We start from the raw sequence: 14,914 nt of genomic DNA, 5'->3' as shown, positions 1-14,914 counted from the left end.
GGCTTTGCCGGGCCGCTGGTATCGCCCCCTTGAGGGGGAGACGGCGACACGAAGTGCGCCGTTTCGGGGGTGGGCTCTATCTCAGCGCCTGACGACGTAGCGCGTCACCACCGGCGGCCCGTCGCCCAGGTGAAAGGCCAGCCGGCGCTCGCGCAGCGCCAGGTCGGCGGCGGTCGCGCGGTGGAAGCGGCGCAGGTGGCCGGTCCACGACTCGTCGATGATCTGCTCGACATAGCGGCCGGGCTCGGCGATGTCGTGCAGCAGTTCCCAACCGATCGCGCCTTCGCTCAGCCGCGTGCGCCGCGTCTGCTGCATCACGACGTGGAAGGCGGCAGCGCGCGCCGGGTCGATGAGGTACTCGACGTTGATGATCAGGCGGCCTTCGCCCGGCGGCGCATGCGGCGGTGCGTCGGCCCAGCCGGGCGCGGCGGGGCTCACGTCGTCGTCGACGCCGCCGTCGAGCACATAGCGCAGCGCGGCGCCCATCATCAGCACGCCGGTCACCGACGCGATCAAGAGGCTGGCCTGCAGCGAGCTCACCGTGGCGATGTGCCCCCACAGCGCCGCGCCGAAAGCACTCGCGCCCATGATCGACATCTGGAACATCGACATGCCGCGCGCGCGCACCCAGTCGGGCAGCGCGAGCTGCGCCGACACCGACAGCGAATTGGCCACCGTGATCCACGCCGCGCCGCCCAGGAACATCGCCGGCACCGCCACCCAGGTGTTGGGCGCCACGGCCATCACCGCCGTCGCCGCCGACTGCAGCAGCGCGCCGCGCAGCACCAGCTGGTCGCGCACGTAGGCCTGGCGCAACCGCGGCATCACCAGCACCGCGCCGATGGCGCCTGAGCCCATCGCCGCCAGCAGCAGCGTGAAGGTGCCGGCACCGCCGCCTTCGAGCCCGCGTGCCAGCAACGGCAGCAGCGCGAGCAGCGCGGTCGAATGCAAAAAGAAGATCGAGATGCGCGTGAGCACCGCGCGCATGCGCAGCGACTGGCGCACGAACTGGACGCCCACGCGCATCGCGCTCACCAGCTTCTCGCGGCCCAGCGGGTTGGGCGTGTGCTCGCGCCGCCAGCGCAGCACGATGAAGCCTGACGCCACCGACATCACCGCGTTGAGCACGAAGACCCACAGGCTGCCGGCGCTGGCGATCAGCGCACCCGCCACCAGCGGGCCGATGATGCGCGACGCATTCATCGCGATGCCGTTGAGCCCGAGCGCCGCCGGCAGCTGCGGTCGCGGCACCAGCTCCGGCACGATCGCGGAGAACACAGGCCAGCGCAACGCCAGGCCGATGCCGTTGAAGAAGGTGAGGATCAGCAGCAGCGGCGCGGTCATCATGTCCATCGCCACCGCCGCACACAGCACGATCGCCACGCCCGCCAGCCAGAACTGCGTGGCCATCAGCCAGCGGCGCCGATCGAGGATGTCGGCCAACGCCCCGCTGGGCAAGCCCAGCAGGAACACCGGCAGTGTCGACGCCGACTGCACCAGCGCCACCCACAGCGGCGTGGTGGTCAGCGTGGTCATCATCCACGCCGCCGCCACGTCGTTCATCCACATGCAGATGTTCGCGAGCAGCCAGGTGCTCCACAGCATGCGAAAGACGGGCAGCTTCAGCGGGGCGAAGGGCCCGATGCGCGCGGGCGTGGCGCGCATCGGCGGGATGGGGGAATCGTCGGGGGAGATGGGGGGCATCGAGGGCTATTGTCCTTGGATCGCCGCCCGGGCGATGCGCCATGGCCCGCCGGGGCGCCGCGCCCCGACCAATCGCTCCACCTACCCGCCGCTCGCAGCCGGCAGCGCCGCCTGTTCCGTCGTCTCGCGCCAGCCGCCGCCCAGCGCCTTGTAGAGCGTGAGGCGGTTGGCCTGCTCGGTCAGCTGCAGGCTGATGAGCGACTGCTGCGCGGTGTACAGCGCGCGCTGCGCGTCGAGCACGTCGAGGAAAGCCGAGCCGCCGCTGCGGAAGAGCGCGTCGGACAGTTCAAAGGCGCGCGTCGTGGCGGCCACCAGCGACTGCTGTGCGGCCAGGCGCTCGCCCAGCGTGCGCCGCGCGGCGAGGGCGTCGGCCACTTCGCGGAAGGCGACCTGCAGCGTCTTCTCGTAGCTCGACAACTGGATCTGCTGCTGCGCCTCGGCCACGCCCAGGTTGGCGCGGTTGATGCCGCCATCGAAGATCGGCAGGCTGATCGACGGCGCGAAGTTCCAGGCCGCGCTGCCGTCCGCGAACAGGCCCGACAGGCTGCTGCTCGCGGTACCGGCCGAGCCGGTGAGCGTGATGCGCGGGTAGAAGGCCGCACGCGCGGCGCCGATGTTGGCATTGCTGGCGCGAAGCGCATGTTCGGCGGCCAGCACGTCGGGCCGCTGCTGCAGCACCGACGACGGCAGCTCGGCCGGCGGCGCGAGCAGTTGCGCGGCGGGCGCCTGCGCCATCGCGGCCATCGGCGGCGGCAGCAGTTCGGCGGGCACGGTGGTGCCGGCCAGCAGGTTCAGCGCGTTGCGGCTCTGCTCGACCTGGCTGTCGAAGGCGGCTGCGTCGGCGCGCGCAGTGTCGACGGTGGTCTGCGCCTGCGCCAGGGCCAGGCCCGACTGCGCGCCCAGGTCGTAGCTGCGCTTGATCAGGTCGTAGGACTTTTGCCGCGTCGCCAGCGTGTCGCGCGCCAATTGCAGGCGCTGCTGGTCGGTCGCCAGCACCAGCCAGGCGGTGGCGACCTCGGCCACCAGGCTCAGCTGGGTGCTACGGCGCGCGTCCTCGGTGGCGAAGAAGCTTTCGAGTGCGGCGTCGCTCAGGTTGCTCACGCGGCCGAACAGGTCGAGCTCGTAGCTCGTGAGCCCCAGGTTCACGTTGTACTGCGTCGCGAGGCGCGCCTGCCCACTGGCCGACACGCTGCCGGGCGTGCGGGCGCGGCTGCCGCCCGCACCCAGGCCCACCGACGGGAACGCGCTCGCGCGCGTGACGCCGAACTGCGAACGCGCACGCTCGATGTTGAGCGCCGCCACGCGCAGGTCGCGGTTGTTGGCGAGCGTGAGCTCGACCACGCCGCGCAACCGTGCGTCGACGAAGAAGTCGCGCCAGCCCAGGTCGCGCGCGGCGGGCGTCGCCGCGGCGGTGCCGACGGGTGCCGACGCCCAGGCCGCAGGCACCGGCGCGGCCGGCTGGGTGTAGCTCGGCGCAAGGTTGACGCAGCCCGACAGCAGAGCGACCGGGACGGCCAGCGAAAGAAGCGAACGGCGAACGCCGCGGTGCGCGCGCATCAGTGGCTCCCTTGCTCGATGGCCGGCACGGGCGCCGTAGGCGCCCGTTTGCTGCGGCGCCGTTCCACGAAGCTGCGGATCAGCACGAAGAACAACGGCACGAAGAAGATGCCCAGTGCGGTGCCGACCACCATGCCGCCCAGCACCGCGGTGCCGATCGACTGACGGCCGCCGGCGCCCGCACCGGTGCCGATGGCCAGCGGAAGCACGCCGAAGCCGAAGGCCAGCGAGGTCATCAGGATGGGCCGCAGCCGCAGGCGCACCGCTTCCAGCGTCGCGTCGATCACGCTCTTGCCCTGCTCCTGCAGCTGCTTGGCAAACTCGACGATCAGGATGGCGTTCTTCGACGACAGCCCCACGGTGGTCAGCAGGCCGACCTGGAAGTACACGTCGTTGCTCAACCCACGCGTCGAGGTGAAGAGCAGCGCCCCCACCACGCCCAGCGGCACCACCAGGATGACGGAGAAGGGCACCGACCAGCTCTCGTAGAGCGCGGCCAGGCACAGGAACACGAAGAGGATCGAGATGGCGTAGAGCATCGGCGCCTGCGCGCCCGACAGCCGCTCCTGGTAGGACGCGCCCGAGAACTCGTAGCCGATGCCCGCGGGCATCTCCTTCATCACCTCCTCGACCGCCAGCATCGCCGCGCCCGAACTCACGCCCGGTGCCGCGTCGCCGACGAACTCGTACGCCGGGGCACCGTTGTAGCGGATGAGCTGCGGCGAGCCATAGGTCCAGCGCGTGGTCGAGAAGGCGGTGAAGGGCACCATCTGGCCGAGCGTGTTGCGCACGCTCCAGCGGCCGATGTCGGCGGGCAGCATGCGGAAGGGCGTGTCGCCCTGCATGTAGACGCGCTTCACGCGGCCGTTGTTCAGGAAGTCGTTGACGTAGGTGCCGCCCATCGCGGTCGACAGCGTGCTGTCGATGGCGCTCGTGGTGAGGCTCAGCGCGCCGGCCTTGGCGTCGTCGATGTCGACGGCGAATTCGGGCGTGTCTTCCAGGTTGTTGCTGCGCACGTTCGCCAGCTCGGGGCGCTGGTTCATCAGCTGCTGGGCCTGGTCGCGTGCCTTCAGCAACGCGTCGTGGCCCAGCGCATTCTGGTCCTTGAGGAAGAAGTTGAAGCCGGCGTTGGCGCCCAGGCCACGCACCGCTGGCGGCAGCACGACGAAGATGCGCGCGTCGCGCACGGCGGCCAGGTCCTTGCTGCCGCGGCGCGCCACCGCGGCGGCGGAATGCTCCCTGCCCGGCCGGTCGGCCCAGTCCTTGAGCTTCACGAAGGCGCGCGCCGAACTCTGGTCGCCGTTCTGGCCGATGAGCACGTTGATGGTCACGACCTCGGGCTGCTTCAGGAAGTAATCCTGCACCTGCTGGACGACCGGTTGCAGCCGCGCGTTCGACGAGCCCGGCGGCAGCGTGATCTGCACCTGCACGAAGCCCTGGTCTTCGTCGGGCAGGAAGGAGGTGGGCAGGCGCATGAACATGACGGCCATCACCGCGCAGATGCCGAGGTAGACCAGCAGGCTGCGTTTGCTCCGCCGCACGATGCCGCCGACGATGCCGGTGTAGCGGTCGGCACTGCGGTCGAAGCGCTTGTTGAAGCCCGCGAAGAAGCGGTCGACATAGCCGAACAGGCCCTTGCGCGGTGCGCCGTGTGGTGAGTGCGCGCCTTTTGGCACCGGCTTGAGCATGGTGGCGCACATGGCGGGCGTCAGCGTGAGCGCCACCAGCACCGACAGCACCATGGCCGAGACGATGGTGATGGAGAACTGGCGGTAGATCACGCCGGTCGAGCCGCCGAAGAAGGCCATCGGGATGAACACCGCCGACAGCACCAGCGCGATGCCGACCAGCGCCGGCGTGATCTCGGCCATCGACTTCTTCGTGGCCTCCTTGGGCGACAGGCCCTCTTCGCTCATCACGCGCTCGACGTTCTCGACCACCACGATGGCGTCGTCCACCAGCAGGCCGATGGCCAGCACCATCGCGAACATCGTCAGCGTGTTGATCGAATAGCCGAAGGCCGACAGCACGCCGAAGGTGCCCAGCAGCACCACCGGCACCGCCACCGCGGGGATCAGCGTGGCGCGGAAGTTCTGCAGGAAGATGTACATCACCAGCACGACCAGCAGCATCGCTTCGGCCAGCGCCTTCACGACCTCCTCGATCGACGCACTCACGAAGGGCGTGGTGTCGTAGCTCACGAAGGTCTCGAGCTGGTTCGGGAAGAAGGGCTGCAACTCGGCGATCTTGGCGTTCACCTTCTCCGCCACCTGCACCGCGTTGGCGCCGTCGGCCAGCACGATGCCCAGGCCGGCGCCGGGCTTGCCGCCGCGCACCGAGCGCACCGTCAGGTTCTCCGCGCCGAGCTCGATGCGCGACACATCGCGCAGCCGCACCACCGCGCCGTCGGGAGTGGCGCGCAGTACCACGTTGCCGAACTGCTCGACGGTGCGCAGCTTGCTGCGCGCGGTGATGGTGGCGTTGAGCTGCTGCTGCGACGTGGCCGGCAGCGCACCCAGCTGGCCGGCCGACACCTGGGCGTTCTGCGCCTGCAGGGCGCTGTTCACGTCCGAGGGCATCAGCGCGTACTTGCGCAGCTTGTCGGGGTCGAGCCAGATGCGCATCGCATAGCCGGTGCCCAGCGTCTGCACTTCGCCGACGCCGTCGATGCGGCTGACCACGTCGACCAGGTTGCTCCTGATGTAGTCGCCCACGTCCACCGCGCTGGCGCTGCCGTCGGCCGAGGACAACGAGACGATCATCAGGAAGTCGTTGCCCCCCTTGATGACGAACACGCCGCGGGTCTGCACCTGCTGGGGCAGCCGGGCCATGGCGGGCTGCAGCTTGTTCTGCACCTGCATCTGCGCGATGTCGACGTTGGTGCCGGGCGCGAAGGTCAGCTGGATGCGCGAGACGCCCGACGAGTTGCTCGTGCCCTGCATGTAGAGCAGGTTGTCGATGCCGGTGAGCTGCTGCTCGATCACCTGCGTGACCGAGTCCTCCACCGTCTTGGCGGACGCGCCGGTGTAGGTCGAGACGATGGACACGCGCGGCGGCGCGATGTCCGGGTACTGCTCCAGCGGCAGCGTGCGGATCGCCATCAGGCCCGCGAGCATGACGATGATGGACAGCACCCACGCGAAGATGGGGCGGTCGATGAAGAACTGGGCCATCGTCGGTCCTCAGCGCAGGGTGGCCGCGGGGCCGGCGCTTGCCACTGGGCCGGGCGCACCGGCCGCACCGTTGGGCGACTTCGGGGTCGCACCGCCCGGGGTCGCCGCCGGCGGCGTGACCTCCGAGGCGCGCACCGTGTCGCCCACGCGGGCGCGCTGCGAGCCCTCGACCAGCACGCGCTCGCCGGCCTGCAGGCCGCTGAGCACCTGCCAGCGGTTCGTCACGGCGCGGCCGACGACGATCGGCCGCCGCACCAGCTTGTCGTCGGCACCCACGACCAGCGTGGTCGCAGCACCGTCGGGCGTGCGCGTTACGGCCTGCTGCGGGATCAGCAGCGCCGCCTCGTTCACGCCTTCCTGCAGCACCGCGCGCACGTACATGCCGGGCATCAGCAGGCGGTCGGGGTTGGGCATGACCGCGCGCAGCGTCACGCTGCCGGTGCCAGCGTCGACCGTGACGCCCGCGAAGGTCAGCTTGCCCGGGTGCGGGTAGACCGAGCCGTCTTCCAGCAGCAGCTTGATGGGCGCTTCGTTGGCGTTGCCGCGTTGCAGGCGGCCTTCGGCCAGGTCGCGCTTGAGGCGCAGCAGGTCGGCGCTGGACTGCGTGACATGCACGTACACCGGATCGAGCTGCTGCACGGTGGTGAGCGCCGTCGCCTGGTTGGCGGTGACCAGCGCGCCGGGCGTGACGGTCGAGAGTTCGACCCAGCCGGTGATCGGGGAATTGATGCGCGTGTAGCCCAGGTTGATGCGCGCCGTCTGCTCGGCCGCGCGCGCCACGGCCACGTCCGCCTCGGCCTGCAGGGCGGTCGCCTGGGTCTGCTCGTTCGCCTGCTGGCTGATCGCGTCGATCTTCACCAGCTCGGCATTGCGCCTGGCGATGGTGCGCGCGTTGGCGAGCGTCGATTCGGCCTTGCGAACGTTGGCCTGGGCGCTGGCATAGGCCGCCTGGAACGGCGCCGGGTCGAGCTGGTACAGCGCCTGGCCTTCCTTGACCTGGGAGCCCTCGGCGAACAGCCGCTTCTGGACGATGCCGCCCACCTGCGGCCGGATCTCGGCGATCACCGGCGCCACGGTGCGGCCCGACAGCTCGGTGCTGAAGGTCAGCCGCTCGGGCTTGATCGTCACCACGCCCACGTCTTTCACCTGCGGCTGCGCTGGGCCCTTGGCGGCCGGCTCGCTGCGGGAGCACCCCGCGACGGTGAATGCTGCCGCCAACCCCAAGGCGAGTCCGATGTGAAGGCCACGGAAGGCGGGGGATGGCGGCGCAAGGCGGGCAGGGTGTGACATGAAGGCCGGTGGTTGTGGGAGGCAGGCGAAAGTGTGAAACGAGCGGACGCGACTGGTTCACGCTGTGGGCCGAAACAAGCCCTGCTTTACAGAACTTCACATTTTCAGGCCTGCATGTGCGTACGCAAAGGCGATGCCACCCGGATCAGCCCCGCGAGGGATTTTTGCACCGTTTGCGGGCGGGTTCCCCCTATCACACCTGGCCCGCAATTTGCATGACAACTGTCAAACGTTGACTGTCGACAGGTTACAACTCGGTTCCTCAGGCCATCCCGGTCGTGGACCCTGCAGGCAGACGGCGTGCAAAGGACCGACATGCATCTCCAATCCGTAGGTCCCCGAAAGACCGACATCTCCGCCGCCGAGCGCCAGGTGCGCGAAGACCTGGCTGCCGCGTACCGCCTTGTCGCGTACTACGGCATGGACGACAGCATCTACACGCACATTTCCGCGCGGGTGCCGGGCACAGAGGGCCAGTTCCTCATCAACCCCTTCGGCATGCTGTTCCGCGACATCACGGCGTCGTCGCTTGTGAAGATCGACCTCGACGGCCGCATCCTCGACGACTCGCCCTACGACGTGAACCCGGCCGGTTTCACCATCCACAGCGCGGTGCATTCGGCCCGCCACGACGCGGCCTGCGTGCTGCACACCCACACCGTGGCCGGTGTCGGCGTGTCCTCGCTGGCCGGCGGGCTGCAACCGTGCAACCAGTGGGCGCTGCAGTTCTACAACCGCGTGGTCTATCACGACTTCGAAGGCATCGCGCTCGACCACGAGGAGCGCGACCGCCTCATCGCCGACCTGGGGCCCACGTCGCGCGCCATGATCCTGCGCAACCACGGCCTGATGACGCTGGGCCGCACCGTTTCCGAGGCCTTCATCCTGATGCTGAACCTCGAACGCGCCTGCCGCGTGCAACTGGCGATCGCCTCCACCGGCCAAGCGATCCATCCCGTGCCGCCCGAGGTCTGCGAGCGCACGGCGCAGCAGTACGAGAGCGGCGACAGCACGCGCGAGGCCGGCGACCCCGACCCGAACGCCCGCGAATGGCGCGCCATGCTCGAACGCATCGCGCCCTCCCCGGTCACGTCCTTCCGCGACTGAGCGCGCCCTCTTTCCCCTTCCCTCATCCTTCCACGAGCCCCAGGAGTCCTTCCCCATGAAAAGACGCAATCTCATTCAGGCGGGTGTCGCTGCCGCTGCCGGTTTCTCGATCGCTGGCGTGCCGCTGCACGTTCTGGCGGCCGGCAAGAAGGGCGGCATCATCAACGCCGTCGTGCAGCCCGAACCCCCTGGCCTGATGCTGGGCATCACGCAGAACGGCCCGACGCAGATGATCGCCGGCAACATCTACGAAGGCCTGCTGCGCTACGACGAGAAGATCACCCCGCTGCCGGGCCTGGCGACCTCGTGGACGCAGAACAAGGAAGGCACGGTCTTCACCTTCAAGCTCAAGCAGGGCGTGCTGTGGCATGACGGCAAGCCCTTCACCGCCGACGACGTGGTGTTCTCGGCCGACGTGTTCCTGCGCAAGACCCATGCGCGCCTGCGGGCCAACCTGGCCGCCGTCGAAAGCATCAAGGCACTCGATGCGCACACCGTCGAGTTCAAGCTCAAGTACCCCTTCGGCCCGTTCATCGGCATCTTCGAGGTCGGCAGCATGCCGATGGTGCCCAAGCACATCTACGAAGGCACCGACTTCCTCACGAACCCGGCCAATGCCAAGCCGATCGGCACGGGCCCGTTCATGCTCAAGGAATGGGTCAAGGGCAGCTACATCCAGCTGGTGGCCAACGACAAGTACCACGTCAAGGACATGCCGCTGGTCGAGAGCGTGTACTTCCACATCATTCCCGACGCCGCCTCGCGCGCCGCGGCCTTCGAATCGGGCAAGGTCGACCTGGTGCCCGGCGGCGCCGTGGAGTACTTCGACGTCCAGCGCCTGGCCAAGCTGCCCGGTGCCGCGGTCACGACCAAGGGCTGGGAGTTCTTCGCACCGCAATCGTGGCTGTGGATCAACAACCGCAAGGCGCCGATGGACAACATCAAGTTCCGCCAGGCGCTGATGTTCGCGATCGACCGCGAGGCGATCTGCAAGGTGGCGTGGCAGGGCTTCGCCAAGCCCGCGACCGGCCCGTTCAACAGCAACATCAAGTTCTACAGCACCGACGTCGCCAAGTACCCGCGCAACGTCGAGACCGCCAAGAAGCTGCTGGCCGAAGCCGGCTACAAGGGCGAGACGCTGCGCATGCTGCCGCTGCCCTACGGCGAGACCTGGGCCCGCACGGCCGAGATCGTGCGCCAGAACCTGCTGCAGGCCGGCGTGAAGATCGAGATGACCGCCACCGACGTCGCGGGCTGGAACCAGAAGCTCAACGAGTGGGACTACGACCTCGCCTTCACCTTCGTGTACCAGTACGGAGACCCGGCGCTGGGCGTGGCGCGCAACTACACCACCTCGAACATCGCCAAGGGCTCGCCCTTCAACAACGTCGAGGGCTATTCCAACCCGAAGGTCGACGAGCTGTTCGACGCCGGCGCCAAGGAGTCCGACCCGGAGAAGCGCAAGGCCATCTACCTGCAGGTCCAGAAGATCCTGCTGGACGAAGTGCCGGTCGCGTGGCTCTACGAGATCAACTTCCCGACGCTGTACCGCACCAAGCTGCAGAACCTCGTCACGTCGGGCATCGGCCTGAACGACAGCCTCGGCGGCGCATCGATCGCCTGACATGAAGCGCACGCAGTTCATGCTGGCCCGCGTGCTGCAGGGCCTGGTGGCGATCCTGCTGATCGCGACCGTCAACTTCATGCTGGTCCGCGCCGCGCCGGGCGACCCGGTGTCGGTGATGGCCGGGGAGTCGGGCGCGTCGGACCCGCAGTACGTCGCGCAGCTGCGTGCGCAGTTCGGGCTCGACAAGCCGATCACCACGCAGCTCGCCACCTACCTCGGCAAGGTGGTGCAGCTCGACCTGGGCTTCTCGCACCGGCAGCAGCAGCCGGTGCTCACGCTCATCCTCGAGCGCCTGCCCGCGACGCTGCTGCTCACCGGCAGCGCGTTCGTGCTGTCGCTGCTCTTCGGCGTGACGCTCGGCGCGCTCTCGGCGCGGCGGGCGGGCACCTGGGTCGACAGCTCGATCACCGTGGTGGCGCTCATCTTCTATGCCACGCCGCTCTATTGGCTCGCGCTGATGGCGGTGCTGGTTTTCACCGTGCAGCTCGAATGGCTGCCGGGCTTCGGCTTCAGCACCGTCGGCTCGGGCTTCACCGGCCTGGCGCTGGCGTGGGACGTGGCCAAGCACCTGTTCCTGCCGGCCCTCACGCTCGCGCTCTTCTACATGGCGGTGTACGCCCGCATGACCCGCGCCGCGATGCTCGAAGTCGCGCAGATGGACTTCGTGAAGACGGCACGCGCCAAGGGCGTGAAGCCCGGGCGCATCCTGCGCGCGCATGTGCTGCGCAACGCGCTGCTGCCGGTCGTCACGCTCGCCGGCATCCAGGCCGGCGGGATGATCGGCGGCGCCGTGCTCACCGAAACCGTTTTCGCCTGGCCCGGCATCGGCCGGCTCATGTTCGACGCGCTGCTGCAGCGCGACTACAGCCTGCTGCTCGGCTCCTTCCTGGTGACCGCGGCGATGGCCGTGCTGTTCAACCTGATCACCGACCTGATCTACACGCTGGTCGACCCACGCATCGAGCTATGACCCTCAACAGTCCATTCTGGCGGCGCTTCCGCCGCAACAAGGGTGCCGTGGCCGGCATGGTGGTGCTGCTGCTGGTCGGCTTCATCGCGCTGTTCGGCCCGTGGATCGCCACCAACGACCCGTGGGGCATGGTGCAGCAGCCCTTCCTGCGGCCGTGGACCGAACCCGGCTTCGCGCTGGGCACCGACACGCTCGGTCGCGACATCCTCTCGGGCGTCATCCACGGCGCGCGCATCTCGCTCCTGATCGGCCTGGTGTCGACCGTGGTGGCGCTGCTCATCGGCGTGACGCTCGGCGCCATCGCCGGCTACTTCGGCGGCTGGATCGACGCGGCGCTGATGCGCTTCACCGAGATCTTCCAGGCGGTGCCGAGCTTCGCGCTGGCCATCGTGCTGGTGGCGATCTTCCAGCCGTCGGTGGGCTCCATCGTCGCGGCCATCGCCATCGTGTCGTGGCCGCCGGTGGCGCGCCTGGTGCGCAGCGAGTTCCTCACGCTGCGCCAGCGCGACTTCGTGCAGGCCGCGCTGCTGGCCGGCCAGTCGACGCCGCGCATCATCCTCACGCAGATCCTGCCCAACGCGATGTCGCCCATCATCGTGATGGCCTCGCTGATGATCGCCACCGCGATCCTGCTGGAGTCGAGCCTGAGCTTCCTCGGCCTGGGCGACCCGAACCAGATGAGCTGGGGCTACATGGTCGGCTCGGCGCGCACCGTGCTGCGCCAGGCCTGGTGGATGGCGCTGTTCCCGGGCCTGGCCATCGTGCTGACGGTGCTGGCGCTCAACCTCGTGGGCGAAGGCCTGAACGACGGCTTGAACCAGCGCCTCGACGGGAGAACCAAATGAGCGTCACCGCTATCAAGCCGGTGCAACCGGTGCTCGACGTCGTCGACCTCAGCATCTGCCTGCCCGCCGGCGCCGACCGCGCGCTGGCCGTCGAAGGCGCATCGCTGTCGGTGCTGCCGGGCCAGACGCTGTGCGTCGTCGGCGAGTCCGGCTCGGGCAAGTCGATGATCGCCAATTCGGTGATGGGCCTGCTGCCGCTGCCGCATGTGCGGCCGGTCGGCGGCAAGATCCTCTTCGAAGGCATCGACCTGCTCACGCTGACCGAGCCGCAGATGCGCGAGCTGCGCGGCCGGCGCATCGGCATGGTGTTCCAGGAGCCGATGACGGCGCTCAACCCGGTGATGCGCATCGGCGAGCAGATCGGCGAGGTGTTCGACGCGCACATGAACGTGCCGGCCGAGGAGAAGCGACAACGCATCCTCGCGGCCCTGGCCGACGTGGGCCTGCCCGACCCCGAGCTGCTGATCGACGCCTACCCCTTCCGCCTGTCGGGCGGCCAGCGCCAGCGCGTGATGATCGCCTGCGCGCTCATCCTGGAGCCGGTGCTCTTGATCTGCGACGAGCCGACCACCGCTCTCGACGTGACCACGCAGGCGCAGATCCTGAAGCTGGTGCGCGAGCTGCAGCAGCGCCGCGGCACCGCGGTGCTCTTCATCACGCACGACTTCGGCGTGGTGTCCGAGATCGCCGATCACGTCGTGGTGATGCAGACCGGCAAGGTCGTCGAGGCCGGCCCGGCGCGCGACGTGCTGCAGGCGCCGCAGCATCCGTACACGCGCAAGCTGATCGACGCGATTCCGAACGGCACCGCCACGCGTGGCCCGTCCACCAGCGACGCGCCCTACGTGCTGCAGGTGCAGGCACTGTGCAAGACCTACCGCTCGGGCAACGGCCTGTTCAAGCGCGGCCGCACTGTGCAGGCCGCGAAGGACATCAGCTTCGACCTGCGGCGCGGCGAGACGCTGGGCGTGGTGGGCGAATCCGGCTCGGGCAAGTCGAGCGTCGGCCGCTGCCTGGTCGGGCTCGCGCCTTTCGACAGCGGACGCATCCTCTTCAATGGCCGCAACCTTTCGCAAGGCGGCAACTTCCGCGCGGCGGCCGAAGGCAAGATCCAGATGGTCTTCCAGGACCCGTACGCCTCGCTCAACCCGCGCCACCGCGTGGGCGCGGCCATCGCGGGCGGGCCGATCGCGCAGGGCGTGAGCAAGGTCGAAGCGATGGCGCGCACGATGGCGCTGCTCAAGCTGGTGGGCCTGGGCGCCGACGCGGCAGACCGCTACCCGCACGAGTTCTCGGGCGGGCAACGCCAGCGCATCGGCATAGCCCGCGCCCTGGCGATGCAGCCGTCGTTGCTGGTGGCCGACGAGCCGGTGTCGGCCCTCGACGTGTCGGTGCAGGCGCAGGTGCTGGAGCTCTTCGCGCAGGTGCGCGAGGAATTCCAGCTCGCCATGGTCTTCATCACGCACGACCTGCGCGTGGCCGGGCAGATGTGCGACCACATCGCCGTCATGCAACGCGGCGTGGTGGTCGAATACGGTGAGACGGCCAAGGTGCTGGGCGATCCGCAGCACGAATACACGCGCAAGCTGATCGAGGCGGTGCCGCGGCTGTCGTCGCCCGACGAAGCACCGGCCCTCGCGGCATGACTTCCGACACCATGAAGATGAACAAGCCCCCCGTCGTCGCGCTGCTGAGTTCGGCGATCCAAATGCAGTACCTGGCCGACGCCTTCGAGACGGCGCAGCCGGGCATCGACGTGCGCCTGGGCGACGACCTCGGCCCACTGGAAGACATCGACGTCGCCGTCTGCTGGTTCCCGCCGCACGGCCGGCTCGCACAGTTGCCGAACCTGCAGCTGGTGCAGTCGCTGGCGGCCGGCGTCGACCACATCCTGGCCGACCCCGAACTGCCGCGCCACCTGCCGCTGTGCCGCATCGTCGACGACACGATGGCGGCCGGCATGAAAGCCTATGTGAGCTGGGCCGTGGTGCAGCAACACCGTGGCATGAAGGCGTACGTGAGGAGCTCCGACGCCGCGGCCTGGGAAGAGCAGCCCGTGGTCTCGCCGCGGCGCCACCGCGTCGGCATCGCCGGTCTCGGCACGCTGGGCCTGGCCTGCGCCGACGCGCTCGCGACCATCGGCTACCAGGTGCGCGGCTGGAGCCGCAGCGCGAAGAGCGACCTCCCCGATGGCGTGGTCGGCTTCCACGGCGTCGACCAGCTCGACGACTTCCTGTCGGGTTGCGACACGCTGGTGTGCCTGCTGCCGCTGACGCCGCAGACGCAGGGCTTTCTCAACGCCGACCTGTTCGCGAAACTGCCGCGCGGTGCGCACCTCATCAACGTCGGCCGCGGTGACCACCTGGTCGAAGCGGACTTGCTGCCAGCGCTCGCGAGCGGGCAGCTGTCGGCCGCCACGCTCGACGCTTTCTCGGTCGAGCCGCTGCCCAAGGACCATCCGTTCTGGGGCCACCCGGCCATCCTCGTCACACCACACATCGCGACGCGCACCGACCGCCTCGTCATCGCCCAGCAGACGCTCGCCAACCTCGCGGCCATCCGCACAGGCCAGCGTCCGCTCAACCAGATCGACCTGGAACGCGGCTACTGAGCCGCCATCCGCCGATCACACCAGGAGACT

General features: G+C 69.1%; 10 protein-coding genes. 6 read left to right on the top strand and 4 right to left on the bottom strand.

The features are described 5' to 3' along the window. Positions 1–81 precede the first annotated feature (81 nt). From ACSFA0_RS02760 to ACSFA0_RS02745, 4 genes are all read right to left on the bottom strand, one after another. A complete protein-coding gene (locus tag ACSFA0_RS02760; RefSeq protein WP_435448711.1) occupies positions 82–1,704 on the bottom strand; it encodes an MFS transporter in 1,623 nt (540 codons plus the stop codon). A gap of 81 nt (positions 1,705–1,785) precedes the next feature. Beyond that, positions 1,786–3,261: an efflux transporter outer membrane subunit gene (locus ACSFA0_RS02755; protein WP_435448710.1), complete on the bottom strand. Its 1,476-nt coding sequence runs from the start codon at positions 3,259–3,261 to the stop codon at positions 1,786–1,788. Then, the gene (locus ACSFA0_RS02750; protein ID WP_435448709.1) at positions 3,261–6,434 is read right to left on the bottom strand and encodes an efflux RND transporter permease subunit; all 3,174 of its coding nucleotides are present in this window, start codon (positions 6,432–6,434) and stop codon (positions 3,261–3,263) included. The genes ACSFA0_RS02755 and ACSFA0_RS02750 overlap by 1 nt, the downstream gene beginning before the upstream one ends. A gap of 9 nt (positions 6,435–6,443) precedes the next feature. Then, a complete protein-coding gene (locus ACSFA0_RS02745) occupies positions 6,444–7,724 on the bottom strand; it encodes an efflux RND transporter periplasmic adaptor subunit (RefSeq protein WP_435448708.1) in 1,281 nt (426 codons plus the stop codon). 315 nt (positions 7,725–8,039) lie between these two features. Here ACSFA0_RS02745 and ACSFA0_RS02740 point away from each other — a divergent pair, with 315 nt between their 5' ends. From ACSFA0_RS02740 to ACSFA0_RS02715, 6 genes are read left to right on the top strand one after another with little or no spacing between them, the layout of a single operon-like run. Then, positions 8,040–8,831 carry a class II aldolase/adducin family protein gene (locus tag ACSFA0_RS02740; RefSeq protein ID WP_435448707.1) on the top strand — a complete coding sequence of 264 codons (792 nt, stop codon included), beginning with the start codon at positions 8,040–8,042 and terminating at the stop codon, positions 8,829–8,831. A 55-nt stretch (positions 8,832–8,886) separates the two neighbouring features. Continuing rightward, on the top strand, positions 8,887–10,455 hold the full coding sequence (locus tag ACSFA0_RS02735; RefSeq protein WP_435448706.1) for an ABC transporter substrate-binding protein: 1,569 nt from the start codon (positions 8,887–8,889) through the stop codon (positions 10,453–10,455). Position 10,456: 1 nt separating this feature from the next. Further along, positions 10,457–11,428 (top strand): ABC transporter permease, encoded by a 972-nt coding sequence (locus ACSFA0_RS02730; protein ID WP_435448705.1) that lies wholly within the window; start codon positions 10,457–10,459, stop codon positions 11,426–11,428. After that, complete coding sequence (locus ACSFA0_RS02725) at positions 11,425–12,273, top strand: ABC transporter permease (RefSeq protein ID WP_435448704.1); 849 nt, start codon at positions 11,425–11,427, stop codon at positions 12,271–12,273. The genes ACSFA0_RS02730 and ACSFA0_RS02725 overlap by 4 nt, the downstream gene beginning before the upstream one ends. Next, positions 12,270–13,919: an ABC transporter ATP-binding protein gene (locus ACSFA0_RS02720; RefSeq protein ID WP_435448703.1), complete on the top strand. Its 1,650-nt coding sequence runs from the start codon at positions 12,270–12,272 to the stop codon at positions 13,917–13,919. The genes ACSFA0_RS02725 and ACSFA0_RS02720 overlap by 4 nt, the downstream gene beginning before the upstream one ends. Before the next feature lie 17 nt (positions 13,920–13,936). Beyond that, positions 13,937–14,884 (top strand): 2-hydroxyacid dehydrogenase, encoded by a 948-nt coding sequence (locus tag ACSFA0_RS02715; protein ID WP_435448702.1) that lies wholly within the window; start codon positions 13,937–13,939, stop codon positions 14,882–14,884. Positions 14,885–14,914: the final 30 nt, after the last annotated feature.

The organism is Variovorax restrictus (assembly GCF_051216715.1).
Taxonomy (GTDB): domain Bacteria; phylum Pseudomonadota; class Gammaproteobacteria; order Burkholderiales; family Burkholderiaceae_C; genus Variovorax.
Note: the sequence above shows the minus strand (reverse complement) of the source record. Positions and strands in the feature narration are given on the sequence as shown.